At 68.1% G+C, this 15581-nt stretch carries 13 protein-coding genes and 1 tRNA gene; 4 read left to right on the top strand and 10 right to left on the bottom strand.

Annotated features, from left to right (window positions below; all coding sequences use genetic code 11):
* The first annotated feature begins 39 nt into the window (after positions 1-39).
* The 3 genes from ACZ7M2_RS16675 to ACZ7M2_RS16665 all read left to right on the top strand — a co-directional run bounded on the left by ACZ7M2_RS16675 (position 40) and on the right by ACZ7M2_RS16665 (position 3703).
* Complete coding sequence (locus tag ACZ7M2_RS16675) at positions 40-1623, top strand: glycoside hydrolase family 32 protein (protein WP_471595841.1); 1584 nt, start codon at positions 40-42, stop codon at positions 1621-1623.
* A gap of 804 nt (positions 1624-2427) precedes the next feature.
* Entirely contained in the window at positions 2428-3201 is a 774-nt protein-coding gene (locus ACZ7M2_RS16670) for a phage tail tape measure protein (RefSeq protein WP_471595840.1), read from the top strand.
* A 424-nt stretch (positions 3202-3625) separates the two neighbouring features.
* A tRNA-Ser gene (locus tag ACZ7M2_RS16665) sits at positions 3626-3703 on the top strand.
* A 432-nt stretch (positions 3704-4135) separates the two neighbouring features.
* On the opposite strand, the gene ACZ7M2_RS16660 is transcribed toward ACZ7M2_RS16665, so the two are convergent.
* The 5 genes from ACZ7M2_RS16660 to ACZ7M2_RS16640 form a co-directional block, all read right to left on the bottom strand.
* Positions 4136-5035, bottom strand: coding sequence for a replication-relaxation family protein (locus ACZ7M2_RS16660; protein WP_471595839.1), 900 nt, complete (start codon positions 5033-5035; stop codon positions 4136-4138).
* Positions 5036-5734: 699 nt separating this feature from the next.
* Positions 5735-6028 carry a hypothetical protein gene (locus tag ACZ7M2_RS16655; protein WP_471595838.1) on the bottom strand — a complete coding sequence of 98 codons (294 nt, stop codon included), beginning with the start codon at positions 6026-6028 and terminating at the stop codon, positions 5735-5737.
* A complete protein-coding gene (locus ACZ7M2_RS16650; protein ID WP_471595837.1) occupies positions 6012-6410 on the bottom strand; it encodes a DUF6415 family natural product biosynthesis protein in 399 nt (132 codons plus the stop codon). The genes ACZ7M2_RS16655 and ACZ7M2_RS16650 overlap by 17 nt, the downstream gene beginning before the upstream one ends.
* Positions 6411-6481: 71 nt before the next feature.
* Positions 6482-6811: a hypothetical protein gene (locus ACZ7M2_RS16645; RefSeq protein ID WP_471595836.1), complete on the bottom strand. Its 330-nt coding sequence runs from the start codon at positions 6809-6811 to the stop codon at positions 6482-6484.
* A 45-nt stretch (positions 6812-6856) separates the two neighbouring features.
* Positions 6857-8824 (bottom strand): choice-of-anchor P family protein, encoded by a 1968-nt coding sequence (locus tag ACZ7M2_RS16640; protein ID WP_471595835.1) that lies wholly within the window; start codon positions 8822-8824, stop codon positions 6857-6859.
* A 305-nt stretch (positions 8825-9129) separates the two neighbouring features.
* Here ACZ7M2_RS16640 and ACZ7M2_RS16635 point away from each other — a divergent pair, with 305 nt between their 5' ends.
* Positions 9130-10362, top strand: a complete 1233-nt coding sequence (locus tag ACZ7M2_RS16635) for a hypothetical protein (RefSeq protein ID WP_471595834.1) — start codon at positions 9130-9132, stop codon at positions 10360-10362.
* A gap of 1206 nt (positions 10363-11568) precedes the next feature.
* Here ACZ7M2_RS16635 and ACZ7M2_RS16630 read toward each other — a convergent pair.
* The 5 genes from ACZ7M2_RS16630 to ACZ7M2_RS16610 form a co-directional block, all read right to left on the bottom strand.
* Positions 11569-11769, bottom strand: coding sequence for a hypothetical protein (locus tag ACZ7M2_RS16630; RefSeq protein WP_180362103.1), 201 nt, complete (start codon positions 11767-11769; stop codon positions 11569-11571).
* A gap of 100 nt (positions 11770-11869) precedes the next feature.
* Complete coding sequence (locus ACZ7M2_RS16625) at positions 11870-12862, bottom strand: hypothetical protein (protein WP_471595833.1); 993 nt, start codon at positions 12860-12862, stop codon at positions 11870-11872.
* A gap of 242 nt (positions 12863-13104) precedes the next feature.
* Complete coding sequence (gene murI, locus ACZ7M2_RS16620) at positions 13105-13938, bottom strand: glutamate racemase (protein ID WP_101401176.1); 834 nt, start codon at positions 13936-13938, stop codon at positions 13105-13107.
* Between the two features lie 46 nt (positions 13939-13984).
* Positions 13985-14590: a C39 family peptidase gene (locus ACZ7M2_RS16615; protein ID WP_180362368.1), complete on the bottom strand. Its 606-nt coding sequence runs from the start codon at positions 14588-14590 to the stop codon at positions 13985-13987.
* A 28-nt stretch (positions 14591-14618) separates the two neighbouring features.
* Positions 14619-15578, bottom strand: coding sequence for a D-alanine--D-alanine ligase family protein (locus ACZ7M2_RS16610; RefSeq protein ID WP_471595832.1), 960 nt, complete (start codon positions 15576-15578; stop codon positions 14619-14621).
* Positions 15579-15581 lie beyond the last annotated feature (3 nt).

Genomic DNA, 15581 nt, shown 5'->3' with positions numbered 1-15581 from the left:
CGCCATGTGCGTTGTGCGTCATGAAAGGGGCGATGCGTCATGCCCGGAACCTCGGGGATCTCCCGGAGAACGTTGTTCGCAGGGTCGGCCGCAGGCGGAGCCGCTGTCCTGCTGCCCACCGGAACGGCCACGGCCGTACCGAAGCCCAAAGCCCCGGCCAAAGCCAAGGCCAAGTCCGCTACGAACTGCGCGAGTTACCGCGCCGCGTACCACTTCACGGTCCCCGACCAGTGGAAGAACGACCCGCAGCGGCCCGTCTGGGTCGACGGCGAGTACCACTACTACTACCTCTTCAACGCCGACTACTTCACCGGCGTCGTCGGCACCGCGTGGCGCCTGGCCACCAGCAAGGACCTGGTCTCCTTCACCGACCGCGGGGTCGCCGTGCCCAAGGACACCACGGTGAACGGCGACCTCTGGTCGGGCTCGGCGGTGGTCGACACCGGCAACACGGCCGGCTTCGGCGCGGGCGCGGTCGTCGTCATCGTCACCATGTCCCCCGGCGGCGGCACCGACCACCAGGAGCAGTTCCTGTACTACTCGACCGACGGCGGTCTCAGCTTCACCAACTACGGGACCCACCCGGTCCTGTCCAACCCGGGCGTCGCCGACTTCCGTGACCCCAAGGTGATCCGAGACGAGGACCGGGGCCGCTGGGTGATGGCCCTCGCCGAGAACGACAAAATCGGTTTCTACCACTCCGACGACCTCAAGTCCTGGACGTACGTGGACGGTTTCGTCCACGACGGCATCGGGGTCCTGGAGTGCCCCGACCTGTTCCGCGTCGCCGCCGACGACGGCACCGTCAAGTGGGTGCTCGGCGCGAGCGCCAACGGCAAGGGCTCGGGGCTGCCCAACACGTACGCCTACTGGACGGGTTCCTTCGACGGCAGCGCGTTCACCGCTGACACGAGTGACCCGCAGTGGCTCGACCACGGCTGGGACTGGTACGCCGGCGTCACCTTCGAGAAGCGGGACGCGAGCGGCGCGGTGGACGCGGGTGCCAGGTACGCGATCGGCTGGGTGAACGACTGGGACTACGTCCACACCACCCCCACCATCGACTGCGACGGCTTCAACGGCACCGACTCCATCGTCCGCGAGGTCACCCTGAAGAAGGCGTCCGACGGCACGTACTACCTCGCCTCCCAGCCGGTCGCGGGCCTCGACTCGTACGTCTCCCGCACGGTGGACCTGGGCGACGTAACGGTGGACGGCACGAAGGTGCTCGACTACACCGGCGTCTCCTACGAGGTGACGACCGAGATCACCTGGTCCGAACTAACCGGTGCTGGGCTCCAGTTGAGACGCTCTCCGGATGGCGGCCGGCACATCGACGCCGGGATCTACGGCGACTACGCCTTCCTCAACCGGCGCAACACGGTGAACGCCGACGCCTCCGGCAAGTGGCAGGAGAGCCACACCCCGTTCGACCCGTCCGCCGGCACGGTGAAGCTGCGCATCCTGGTGGACCGCACCTCGGTGGAGATGTTCGTCGACGACGGCCGCTACGCGCACACCAGCCAGGTGTTCCCGTACCTCCTGGACACCCGGCTCGCGCTGTTCACCATCGGTGGCAGTGCGGTGTTCCGTAATACGGTGATACGCGAGTTCTCGGTGTGAGGCCGGTCAGGGGCGCGTGTGCAGACCGTACGCGCGCCGCTGACCAGCACGACGCCCCACTTCGCACGTGCAGTGGCCGAGCGCTCCGCCGGGTTCGCCCACCGCGCGACGGACCGACAGCCCCGGCACCCCGGGTCGGCCCCGGCTGACCCCCGAACGGGCCGCCCGGTCCTGAAGGGATCCGCGCTCCGCCCGGTTGGCGCGGCGAAGCCGACCGTCCCCGGCGTCCGGGCCGTATGCCTCATGGCGGCGAGGCCATCCTGCTCCCTCCACCCCATCCCTGATCAAACCAGGCGAACGTGGCACTCCCTGGGGCCCTGCCCTGAGGTGGACCCTCTACGCGTTGGAAGGGGAATCCGCTGCGGGAGGGTTCGAACCCCGTTCACGAGCTGGCGAGACCCTCCCGCGTGGCATGGGCTGGCTCCGTGGGGCCTCATCACCCTATCTGACCTGCAAGAACGGCGTGAATCGGCATTGATCGACAAGGACCGCCAAGATCCCCAAAGGACACATAATCCGTCGGCCGTGGGTTCGAGTCCCACCGCCCCACCAGGAGCATGCCCTGACCTGCGGAAACGTTCCTAGTGAGGTGTTGGACCGTCCACTTCCTCCCAGCGGAAGGAATCCGCTACTCGTGTGTTTGGGGCCGGTGTGGTCTGTGGCGGTTGGCACTTCGCTGACCTGCAGGGATGTATCGATCTGCTGGTGGTTAGAGCCATCGCAGGTCGCCGGTCTGGCGGTTGGAACGTTGGATTGGGGGCGCTGGCAGGACGCGGGGACCGGGAAGTGTCCGCGAGGGGGCCGGTGGGTCTGCAGGCGAGCGAGGTTGACCAGGGGCTCCAAAGCGCGGATGGCGGCCATGGCGGGGAGCCCGCGCGCAACGCGCAGCGACAGGCGCAGCAAGTCGCTCGGGCCGAGGCCCAGTTGGTCGCCGGGCGGAGCGCCCAGGCTGCGCGGACCGCGAAGAACGGTCTACTCATCGGTGCCGCTCTTGGCGTCGGTGTGGCTCAGGCGATCTCGCTGGAGCGGGCGATGGCCAGCGTGCTGACGATCTCCCAGCAGATCACCTTCGAGAACGTCGGAGCCTTCACCGATCAGATCGTCGAGCTGCCCACCGAGCTGCCGCAGACCGCCGACCAGCTCGCAGACGGCCTTTATCAGATCGTCTCGTCGGGCTTCGACAGCGCGGACGCCATGGAGATCCTCAAAGTCGCGGCTCAGGGCGCATCAGCGGGCCTGACCACGACGGAGACCTCTGCCCGCGCCGTTCTCGGGGTACTGAACGCGTACGGCATGTCGGCGTCCGCCGCCAGCGACGTCATGGACGTGATGTTCCAGACCGTCAACTACGGCGTCATCTCCTTCGAGGAACTCGCCCAGCAGCTCGGCGATGTCGTACCGATGGCGGCGGCCGGCGTCGAGTTCTGCGCAAGTGGAGGTGAACCGTCATCGGCGGCATGTCGAAGAGCGCCGAATGGGTACTCTCTGCGCAAGCGGAGGCGAACCGCGCACCGACGTGGCGGCCACGAACGGGGCCTGGTCCTCTGTGCGCAAGCGGAGGTGAACCGGAGTCGTTGATCGCCGACCTGTACTGGCGCCGCACCCAGCCCGTCGGCGTCCTCTCTGCGCAAGCGGAGGTGAACCGGTCCGCGCGCTGATCCCCGCCTACCAGCGCCAGTCCTCTCCGCGCGAGCGGAGGTGAGCCGGTTGATCGGATGTGCCGGACGTGCTTGGAAGAGGAGCCTCTGCGCGCTGGAAAGACACTCCGCTGCCCGGCTGTTTGGAGTGGAGTCCGCGAATGGCGGTGACCAGCTCCCTTGTGCGCGGGCGAGCCGCGTAGCCATCCAATTACCTGGTGGCCCCCCCCAGAGGCCTGTAAGGGGGCCTGGACGGGGCCCGGGCGCCTGTAAGGGGCCGGAACGACCGGGAAAGATCAGGAAGGGCCCGAGTGCCGCCGTATATAGACCTGGCCCTGACCTGCGGAAAAAGGAAGCTTGAGGAAGGGTCGGGAAGATCGCGGACATTCCTCAAAGGACTCATAATCCGTCGGCCGTGGGTTCGAGTCCCACCCGCCCCACCAGAAGTATGGAGTGTCCTTTTCACTGACAAGCCCCCGACCACGGCGCCCGTGGTCGGGGCCGAACGAGGGGAGAGCTTGTGCATGCGTGGTGGGGCCCACCACCGCCCCCACCACCGGTGTGGTCGCCCCGTTCATGGCCGGTCGGGGCTGCGCGCGGTGGATACAGTTCTCGTACCGGGCGCGCGATTGAGCACCGCGGGTCGGGTGCGCCTGCACGCTTGCGCAGCGGTGAGTTGCGCAGTCCCGGACGTGCTTGCGCGGTGTGCGCGGCGACCCCTAGCGCAGGGTCTGCGCAATCAGCCGGTGTGGTCTGCACAATCGGTGCGCATCGGCTGCGCAACGCCGTGACCTGCCGTGGTCGGGTCTGTGGTCGGGGTGCGCAGCCGATGCGCAGAGCAGCGGTAGGCGGGCTGGGGAGGTTGTGTCGGGCGGCTATGTGTGGGGGTGCATCCAGCTGACGCGTTGGTCGGGGTTTTGGATGGGGCGCCAGAGGGGTGCTGAGGGTCCGTTGTGGAGGAGGTCGGCCAGGGGTACTGCCAGGATGAGGACCTCGCGTCGGAAGCCGGACAGTTGCAGGTCGTCTGCTGCCGCGCGTAGGGCGGTGATTCGGGTTTCGATGCCGGCGGGGCCGGTGTTGTCGAGGACGAAGAGCAGGCGTGGGAAGAGCGGGTAGTGCCGCCGCCATTCTTCCTGGGGCGGCTCGTGGCCGAACGAACGGGGACGGCCGACGGGTACGGGTATGTAGTGGTGCAGTCGGGCGTAGGCGGTGATTTTCGCGGCGAGGCGTTCGGGGCCCATGGTGGCCCGGTCGATCTCCAGGAACGCGCGCAGCATCGCCCCTTTCTCGCCCTCGGGGCCGCGCCGGTAGAACAGGAGTGCGTCCGGGATGACGGCTTCTCCGCTGCCGAGGGAGTGGTAGACCTCGGGTATCCAGTCCAGCGGCGGGCACTGGTCGCCGCGGCGCCGGGCGTCCTGGAGGAAGGCCAGCGCAGTCTCGGTCACGGTCAGTCCGTGGCCGACCCGCAGCCGTACCGCGGTCCGGTCGGCGACCATCCTCGGCGGCCGCCGCCCCCGCAACTCCGGCCACTCGGAAGCGATCTGCACCCCGTAGGTGGTGGGGAACCATACCCGGGTGCGCCCGGCCTGGGCGAGGGTGATGCGGTCGACCAGCCCCTCGGTACGGAGCTTGGCCAGCCGCCGCCTCGTCTGCTCGATCCGCACCCCAGGAGCGATCACATGGTGCATCTGTTCGGTGGTGGCCATCCGGTACTGCGCCAGCACCGCCAGCGCCATCCGGTCACCGCCGCCCGCGTCAGCGTTCACACGCGTCATCAGATCTTCCCCACTTCCCGCACGGTGCGGCACCGCCTTGTCCGGCGCCGCGTGTACGGCCAGAGCAGCAGTCGGCCCCGACCGGTCTGGCGACCACCAAGGTCCGACCATGGTCACGATCCGATGACCCCACCCCCGACCGGGCCGACAACCGGCCCGATATCCCCACCGACAACTGTTTCCGCACTACCACGCCATGCCCGGCATTGCCGCAGGTCACCATGCTGGTCGGGCCGCCCGCGCGAGCCCGACATCCCCCTCTGCACTCCCGCACCCACACCTCCAGGAAAGAAAGAAAGGAAAAGGGAAGGGTGGGGCGGGTACGGGAGCGCCTCGGGGGATCGGGCGGCGGTGCGTTCTGTTGCGCGTCGGCAGCTGCCTCCGCGCTTCGGCGGGTCAGGAGCCCGTCAGGCCAGGAGCGAAGAGAGCGGTGAGAGCCGGGGAAGTCCTGCCGCGCGGTCGCTCGTTGGACCGGGCATGACGACGTACGCCACAGCCCCGCGGCCTCTCGGCTGCGGGGTGGCGTCGGCTTGGCCTTGGCCTTCGCTGTGGGTGAGGGAGACGGTGACGCGTGCCGGGTGTCGTGGGGAGCGGCACTGGTCTTGTCCCCGCTGCCGTGGGAGCTGGCCGCTCTGTAGATGACGCTGGCCATGCAAAAGGCCACCACGCCAGCGATGGTGGCCGTCTTCCGGTTGAGCCTCACGAAGCTCGCTCCTCCCCGATGCTGCTGGGGGTCCCGGTGAGGGTGAGCGCGTGCCACAGCCGTCGCCACGCCTGGTACAGCTCCTCAGCCGTCACGCATGAGGCGTTCGCCCAGCCGTCCTCGTCGACGGTGCGGCAGGACGGGCAGGCCAGGCAGTGGTTCACGAGCCGTAGAAAGGCCGCCCGGGCACCGGCGTCGGCGGTTTCGGCCTCATCGTGCACGACAACGCGTTGCCGGTAGGCGGGACCGGACGGGCGGTCACGCCACTGCCACTCAACCCGAGACGCCATCGCGGTCACCCCCGCCGAGGTTCTCGTAGTGGTCGGCGAGGGCGTTGACGACGTGTGCGAGTCCCTGCGCGGGCGCGAGCCTGGCGTCCAACGTGTCGTCAGGCTGCTGGTGGAACCGCTGGCGCGCCTGACCGACGCAGGCGAGCGCGCAGGTCCGCGGCACGTCTTCCTCCGGCAGCGCGAGGGCGAGCGTCTCCACGTCTGGCGCGGCCGCCGCGACGTGGCCGCGGAGCTGAGCGGTAAGCAGCCTCAGCTCGGCGGCGGTGGGGGGCTCGACGTCCGCGGCGAGAAGGCGACGGGCGCCCTTCCTCATGGTCTCGACGTCGAGCGGGTGCTGGCCCTGTTCTTGGGCGGGTGGTGGTTGGACGGTACGTTGCGTCACGTTGGCGCCCCCATCAGCGTCAGCCACGCCCCGGGAGGTCTAGTCCCACACCTAACTACACGGCGTTGGAGCTAGATCTCGATGCCGGCCTCCGGGTCCGCCGTTGTCTGGTAGCGGCCGGTGAGGACCCGCTCCCTCAGGTGTTCGATGTAGAGGGCGGTCTTGATCTCCAGCGGGAAGTCGGGCGGCCAGATCTGTCGCTCGTAGCGGAAGCGGTGGCCGCGGAAGGAGAAGCGGGTCTCCGCGTGAACCGAAATTTCCCTGTCCACGATGGCGAAGTGCTCCAGGCGCCCGCCCGCCAAGCCCGGGAGCCGACCCGGGACGAAGAGTTCGTCGAGCCCTTCGCGTGCGAGGGCGCGGAAGCACTCGACGTACTCGTCCCTGGCCTCGTTCACGTCCACGGGTGACATCCTCCGACGCCTTCTGAGATCTGCACGCGGATATCGTCACGTGGCGCAGTTGTGGACCGCGCTGGTGACCGAGCCAAGAACGACGTCGCCGAGGTTGCCGGCGACGACCAGGTGCACGGCGTTGACCGTGATCCCTTCGGACGCCCCGGCGACCGGTTGCTGCTCGTTGATGACGAGCCGGCTGCCGCCGGGGAGGCTGACCTCGCTGTTCGGGGCGGTCGGCACGGTGACCGCCGTACCGCCGATCGTCAGGGAGAGGCGGGTGCTGCCGGTCGCCCGCTCGCAGGTGCTGGACGCCGTGGCCGTCAGCCCCGAGACGCCGATCACGGGGAGGCCCGGAAGGCCGATGGTGGCCGTGGTCACCGCGGTCCTGGCGGTTGAAGTGCCCGGCGCGAGCGTAGTGGTCACCGACGGGCACAGCCCCTCGGCGGTGAGGACGACGGCCCGGACGGCAGCGATGCACGGCGTCGCCGTGGTGGTGGCGGACGCCGTTCGGACCTGCCCGGTGTCGGGCTGCGCGGGCAGGGCGACCGGAGGCAGCAGGGGCAGGTTGAGCTGGGCCGACAGGCCGTACGCACGGCCGGTGTAGTACTCCAGGAGCAGCGTCGCGGTCGTACTCGACGCGAGGTAGTTGGCGTCCCCGGCGAAGGCCGCCCGCAGCGGCACGGTCGCCGCATCGTTCAGCGGCTGGTCGGCCCGGCCGATGGTGCACCGGGCGGTGCCCGCCGCGTCCGTGGTCCCCTCGCACGGCTGGGCGGTGGCGCCCTCGCCGAGGACGAAGCGCACGGACCGGTCCGCGACCGGCGCGCCGAGATAGTCCTTCAGCACGCCCGACAGCGTGACACCGGTGCCGTTGGCGAGGCGGGTGGGTCCGGTGTACTCCAGCGTCGTCGGGGACTTGACGGCCACCGTCGCGGAGTCCGAGGACGCCTCGTATCCGGCGTCGCCCGCGAACGTCACCGTGACCGGTACGGACGTGGGCGGCTGGCGTAGTTCGCCGATGGTGCAGCGGGCGGTGCCCGAGGTGTCCGTGGTTCCGTCGCAGGACTGGGCGGCGTCGCCCGTGCCGACGCGGAAGCGCAGGGTCCGGTCCGCCACGGGACTGCCCTCGTAATTGTTCAGGGTGGCGGAAAGTGCCAGCGGACGGCCGTTGACGGCCTGCGTGGGTCCGGCGTACTTCACCGTCGTCGGCGACTCGGACGCCAGGGACGAGGTGTCCGAGGAGGGTTTGAACCCGTCGGCACCCGTGAACGTCACCGTGACGGCCACCGCCCCGGAAGGCTGGCGTAGTTCGCCGATGGTGCAGCGGGCGGTGCCCGAGGTGTCCGTGGTTCCGTCGCAGGACTGGGCGGCGTCGCCCGTGCCGACGCGGAAGTCCAGGGTCTTGCGCTGGACCGGGATGCCCAGATCGTCCACGAGTGAGGCGGATAGGGCCAGGGGGCTGCCGTTGGTGCCGCGGGTGGGGCCGGTGTACGTCAGCGTCGTGGGCAGAGCGGGGACCGACGGGGCACAGTCCGGACGTACGTTGGTGGCGGGCGCGGGCGCGATGCACGGCAGGATGTAGTAGGCAGTGATGATGCCGAACGGGTAGCTGTCGCCGGACCGGGGGTCGACCACGGGGCTGTAGACCACGAAGAGGTTTGTCTCCCCGTTCGTGCACCGGATACGGGCGTCGGCGCCGGCGATGCAGTTCGCCGGGTTCGCGATGGTGGCCTGGATGTCCTGTGTGGGCGGGACCACCCCGTGTTGCTGGATGTGGACCCGGCCGAACCCGTCGATCACCTGACCGGTCGGGCTCGTGTAGTCGTCCTGACCGGTGCGCAGCGGGATGTCGTTGCCGTACTGGTCGTAGAAGAGCTTTTCCACCGTCCAGTTGATCGGGTTCGGATTGGCCGGGGCGGCGTACGCCGTGCCCGCCGCCGCGGTCACGCCCAGCAGACCGGCGAGAACGCACGCGACGACGGCGAGGATCATGCCTCGCAGGCGCGCGGTCGGACGCTTCATCCCGATTCCCCCGAATTCCCTGAGAGGCGGCGGCGTCGCACCCTGGTCACGAGGGGTGCCGTTTCACCGACCACGCCGTCTTGGTGTCCATGCCAATCTGTGAGCGTAGCGGCGCCTCACCCGTTGGAGTTGGCCATACAGTGATCGCCTTTGGCACGTCCTGTGAAGTAGCCCGAGTCCGAGGCTGAAGTCCTCACGCATGCCCCGGAGTCGGGCTCCTGGATCACCAGGGTGACCCTGGAAGATGCCGTGGCGGCTACCCGGGTAGCAGGTCGTCCCTTGAGGATGGAGAGGCGTCCCTTCAGTTGGCCGCCGCGCTGGTCGACAATCCAGCGGACCACGCGTCCAACTCACCAGAACACGTCCGGTGGATGCTTGCGGCCGTCGCCCTCCTGCATCTCACGGCCCTGCCAGACGCTTGGCCGCTCATCCGCCGCCGTCTCGACGATCCAGACACCCTCAACGCGTTCCTGCACCAACTGACGCGCATGCCCGCTCCGCCGGGCAGTTGGCCAACGGCCGTCGCCGCGCTGCCCGAACGCGATCTTGCGGACTTCTACCGGCTGCTCGTCAACCACGTCGGTATCGACGCCATCGCCAATCGCCCGCTGCAATCCGGCTTCGTCGACGACGACGACCGGCTGCACGACATGGCTCGCACCCTGCCGAACATCCTCGCCCACAAAGGAACCCTGGATGCCGCCGCCGAACTGCGCACCCTCTCCGAGGAGTACCCGGGCATCTGGCAGCTGCGAGTAGAGGCCCGCGCCACCACGCGCATCGGCGCCGCCCGATATGCCGAACCGGTCGAACCAGAGCAGCTGATCCGCCTCGCCGATACCGCCCAACTGCGTTGGATCGCGGACGAGCGCCATCTGCTCGACATCATCATCGAATCCCTCGATCGCTTCGCGAAGGCCCTGCACCGGCCCAACGGACTGATCGTAGCCCTGTGGAACCGGGCGCGAGCCGGCGTAAATCACTCCGAATGGTGGCCGTGCTGGGAAGAGGACTTCAGCGACATTGTCGCAACCTTTCTCCTGCAGGACATCGGTGGCCACCGAGTCATCATCAACCGTGAGGTCCAAGTGCGCCGTCCAGGCTTCCCCGGCCTGCGCACCGACATCCAGATCGAAGCACCCGCCCACGAGGGAACGGGGAACGATCCCATCAAAGTCGTCATCGAATGCAAGGGTTGCTGGAACGACTCACTCGATACGGCGCTGGCCAAGCAGCTCGTAGCCGGATACCTCCAGGCCCCCAGGACTGCTGGGATCTTCCTCACGGCCTACTTTCACTGCGACCGATGGGATGCCTCAAAACAACGCAAGTGCCCAGCTCGTGGCCATGGCCTTGTCGAAGTTCAGAAGCATCAAGAGCGGGAAGCGGAGACACAGCGGCAGCAAGAAGACGTGTCAGTCGTCGCGGTGACCCTTGACTGTGCCCTCCCCGCCAGCGATGAGGACTGGCGCTGGGCTGCGTTGGCTCCGGCTCGATCTACTGAAGAGCTCCACGAGCGAGAAACGAATTCCTTTTGAACCGTTTCCGATGACGCATCATGTGGAGTGCGTGGCGATCCTTGAGCCTGCCGAAAAGGGTGCCTGACCTGCGGTTTCGCCGAGTGTGCATTATGTGCGCTGTGGGCGTTACGGGCGATATCTTGACGCATATTCGACGCATGGAAGGCCCTCATGACGCACGTTTGACGCACTTTCTGATGGATCGTCAGGAGTGACTTCCTGCAGGTGGCGGTGCGTCAGGTGCGGTCTTCCAGAGTCCCTTCTTTGCTGTCTCTTGGCGAGATCCTGCCGGTTATGGCCCGATTTGGGGCTCAGTCGGAGCGAGGTTCGTAGCGGCTTCGGTGGCTGAGGAACGGCTCAAGATCTGAGCTGCTGGGCTGCGACGGTGGGCAGCTTCGGCGCCAAGGCGGACTCGGTGAGCTGTTGGAGGTGGGCGTCTGCGAACGCGAGCCACGACTCGATCTTGGTCCTTTCCTGCCCGGGTGGCAGTGATGTGGCGCGGTTGCGCACTGCTGTGACGAATTCGGTCAGGCGTTTGATCTGGTGCCAGGCATCTGTCCGTTCTTCGAGGTGCTTGACGCGATAGGCGTGTGGGTGTACGCGGCGTGGGCTTTGTGCACGGCGCTTTCGCAATTCTGCTGTGCCGCCTCCTGGGTTTGCTCGTCTACGTGGCGGTTGTGTTCGGCGGCTTCGCCACGGAGGTCGACTTCTTGCACGATTTCGGCGAGCTGGTCTTCCAGCGGCCGGCCAGGGAGGTCGGCCTATTCGTTGCCGCGGTGTGCGGTGCTGCCGCGGAGGATGAAACGCAGCCGGTTGGCGGGGGTGTAGTCGAAGCAGGGATGCGCATCCATGTGTGCTTCGTAGCGTCGGCGCGTTCCTTGCCGGTGGGGACGTGTTTGCTGTGGTCCTGTTCCTGCAGGACGAGGAAGTCGATGCATTCGCCTTGGGTGGTGATGGTGAAGTACGGTGCTGCCTGCCGACGGTGACGGGGCGGGGCGGGGCGGCGGCTGGAGTGGGGCCGAGTGCCGCCGTGTGGCCCTTTGATTCGGTGGCTGTAATAACGGCCTGGATGATGCGCAGGGCTCGGCTGTAGACGGATTTGGTCAGTTCCATGCGGTGGGGTTGCTCTTGGAGAGCGGCCGCCACGGTATGGGGCTGGGTGAGTCCGGCTGGCGCGGTGATTGGAGTGAGTTCGACGAGTTGCCAGGCAGGGATGTCGACGAGCTAGATTTCGTAGCCGCGGTGAGTCTGCTTTCCACGGAGCTCCTGTGCGTGAGGGATCTTGCCGGACTTGTGTGCGGCACTGATCCGCGATGCCCAGTTCACAGCGTGCGGGCCGGGTTCGACCGCCTTGACGAGGTAGTTGTTGTTGGCTGCCAGCTCTTCGAGGAGCTGGTCGGTGTAGTTCGTGCGGGCCCTCCGCACGGTTCGGGCGTGTAGTGACGGCGGTGTTTCCCCGGACGCTTCAGGTATGCCTCGCTGAGTCCCTGAACGAAGATTGAGCGCTGGTGGCTTGCTCTCACGGTCAGCGGAGCGAGGCCCACAGGTCGTCGCGATCCTCGGGGTCGGGCTGGTCGGGGTGGAGCATCGTTCGGACGCAGCGTTGAAGTCCGGTCTCGTGGGATCCCCCGGCGTTGGCCATCCAGCGCAGGTCGTCCATAGTGTGGGCGCGTACGTCGGTGGCGAGGTCGTCAACGGCGGTGCGCAAGTCGTCGGGGGCGGGTTCGTCGGTGAGGCAGAGCCAGCCGATCGCGGCGGCCAGGCGGACCTCGGGTGCTTGTGTTCGGTCCCGCCACTGTTCCCGCATCCACGTGGTGGTCGGCGCGTGGGGGTGCGTGCGGGTGGCTTCGGCGGTGGCGAGGACCAGGGCGGCGCTGACCTTCGGGTCCTGCTCAGTGGCGAGCCGGGCACGGAAGGAGGAGCGGACGGCGCGGTCGGGGTCTGCGGCGGTGGCCAGTGTGTAGGCGGCGTCGATACGTATCGACGGGTCGGGGTTGCCGAGAAGGGGGTGCAGGAGGGCGGTGTCGGCGGTGATCGCGGCCCGGGCAGCGGCGACCGACCAGCCAGCAGGGTAGCCGGTCACCTCGACGCCGTAGTCGTCGTGCAGATCGCCGCCCTGGAAGTCGGCGCGGTGGAGCAGTAGTTCGTCGCGGGAGGCGACGCCGAAGTGGAGGGCACGGGCCGGGCAGGCGGCCACGGCGAGAGCGTCGGCACGACAGGGGTGGCGGGTGTCGGCGGCGATGCGGATCAGGAACGGTACGGCGAGAACGGCGGCCCGCATGTCGTTGGCGCACATGCCGCTCACCACGCCCGCTCCGGAACGAAAGGAGCCGTCGGTGTGCAGCAGGTGAACGGCATCCCTGACGTCTCCCCCCTGTGAGAAACGCTCCCAGGGGACTTGGCCGAGCAGGAATCCATCCTTGGTCTCGGGCCGGATGCCGGCCACCGCCGCCCGCACGTCGAACGGCCCGCCCGCGAAAGAGGACAGATCCGCCCCGGCCGCCAACGCCCGGCACATCGCGAACGTCGGATCAGTCCGCCAATCGCCCGCGTCACACCACCCCACCGCCGAGTCGAACCGGAGTCGATCATGCCACCCCCAGGTCCGCCTGTTCGAGGCGGAACGTTAAACGGCAAGATCAACACCGTCGCGGGCAGACGGAGAGTCGATCGGCGGAACCGAGAGTGCCCTCGGCCTCCGCGGTCTGGCCACCGGCGATGACGGCGAGCTTCAACGTGTTCTTCCTGCCGGTCGTCGCGTTAGCGATGGGTCAGGGCGAAGACCGCCCGGCTGACGGCCTCGGCGCTGCGGCCCCGGAAGGGCAGACCCAGAAGGCGGCTACCGATGCTCTCGAAGTACCCGAGGTCGCCTGTCGTCTGGAACAGATATGAGGGCTGGCCCTCGGTGGCGGGGTGGCACAGGTTGGACCGACGTAGACATGCGGCCAGCTCCTCCGCGGCGGTCTCGGCACTCGACACCAGTCGGACCCGCTCGCCCATCGCCCCGGCAATGGCCTCGCTGATCAGCGAATAGTGGGTGCAGCCCAGGATGAGCGTGTCGACCTCGGCCGCCACCAGCGGGGCCAGACACCGCTGCACCACGGCCGCCAGTTCCGGACCGGTGGTCACGCCTGCCTCGACGAAGTCGACGAATGGCGGGCACGCCGCGATGACCAGGTCGATGTGCGGAGCGGCGGCGAACGCGTCCTCGTAGGCCCTGGAAACTCGTGTGGCCTCGGTGCACACGACGCCGACCCGGCCGTTCCTGGTGGCCTTTGCCGCGGTGCGGCTGGCCGGCCCTACGACCTCGATTACTGGAATCCGATAGCGCTCGCGTGCGTCCCGGAGCGCCGCGGCGCTCGCCGTGTTGCAGGCGATCACGAGCGCCTTCACCCCATCGTCGACCAGCCGGTCCAGGCATTCCAGGGAGATCTCCCGGATCTCGGCGAGCGGGCGGGGGCCGTAGGGCTGCCGGGCACTGTCGCCCAGGTAGACGATATTCTCCGTCGGCAGCAGCCGCTGCACAGCGGAGACCAGCGCCAAACCGCCGAAACCAGAGTCGAAGACGCCTATGGGCGCCGAACTCCCAGTCATGCTGAACGAACCTTCTGTCGGTGGACTCGGCACTCGGTGGCCGGCTTCATCGGCCGTCGGCGCGTCGCAGCACGACGCCCCGGCCGGCATAGAACCTGGCGAAGTCGTCCCAGGCAACCTCGGCGAACTCCTGTGAGACGCCGGGCAGTCCGGAAGGGTTATGCAGATAGACCGCGGCATCGCTGGCGCCGACGGCCAGTACCAGATGGCCGCCCCGATGCGTGGGCGAGGTCTCGGGCGTACGGATGGACGAGCTCACCGAGAGCAGCGGCAGTGCCCCGGCGCCGACCAGCTTCCCCAGCTCCTCGGCGGGCAGCTCCGGGTGGGACTCCGCGCTCACCGGCCATCGGCCGACCACGTAGCTCACGAAAGGCGCATAGATCAGGCCCTCCACCTGTTGTCCCTCTACCCGGTAGGCCCCCGCGTCCAGGCACTCCGCGGCGAGCTCGAAGGCGTTCGGTGCGGTACCGAACCAGTAGCTCAGAGCCATGCGCAGGCAGGCCACCCCGCAGAGCCGCCGAGCCCAGAACTCGTACGATTCCGGACTCTCCGCACCGGAATCCCGCCAACGAGGGTCCTCCGCCCCGGTGCGTCGGCCTGTCACAAACTCGCCCACCAGCTCCGGAGATTCCCACTGGGAGAAGTAGGGCACCCGGTGGACGACAGCGGAGCCGTTCTTCCTAGGCAACAGCGGCCGTCCTGGTGAAAGCAGTCTGCAGGATGGTGGTCACGAGGTCGGGATAAGCGATCCCTGCGGCTCTCGCCATGGTGGCCAGATTGCCCCGGTCCGAGAGGCCGGGCACGGTGTTGATCTCAAGCACCACCGAACTCCCGTCCTCTCGGACCATGAAGTCCACCCGGGAGACCCCGTGGGCCCCGAGGATCCTGTGCACCCGGAGTGCGTCCGCCTGGAGCCGCTCTGTCACCTCGCTGGGCAGGATCGACGGGCAGTGCTCGGTACGCAGACTCGGATCGTGCTTGGCCGCGTAGTCGTAGAACTCGTGCTCGGTCTCCACATCGTGGACCGGCAGAGTAGCGAGACCGTCGGCCAACTCGAGCACGCCCACCGAGCACGGGCGCCCCAGCACGTGCTCCTCCACCATGTACTCGCGGTATCCGCCCTCATCCGTCTCCGCCAGCATCCGGGAGAGTTGAGAGGGTTCCCGGACGATGCCGGCGCCCAGGCTTCCGCCGCCTGCGGCCGGTTTGACGAAGACCGGCCAGCCGAGTTTCGACTCCACGACCCGGAGCATGTCTTCGTCACTGAGCGAGTCGTCGACCGTCACCCACGCGGGAGTGTCGAGGCCGTAGCTGGCAATCAGTCGCTTGAAGGTCGGCTTGTGCATGCCGACCGCCGAAGCCAGCACCCCCGATCCGGTGTACGGAACCCCGAGGGAATCCAGGAGGCCCTGGATCCTTCCGTCCTCGCCCCCAGGGCCATGGAGCGCGATCAACGCGACATCGATCTCCGCAAGGCGTTCGAACGCTTTCGGCTCCGCGGGGTCGATCAACCGAACGTCAAAGCCCTGGGTGGCGAGGGCGTCCGCTGACATCTTCCCCGAGACCAGCGATCCGGCGCGCTCCGGGGAGTCGCCTCCGTACAGGACACCTATGACCTGGGATTCAGTAAGTCCTGCCATGTT

It is taken from the genome of Streptomyces sp. NPDC111507, from assembly GCF_055638955.1.
Note: the sequence above shows the minus strand (reverse complement) of the source record. Positions and strands in the feature narration are given on the sequence as shown.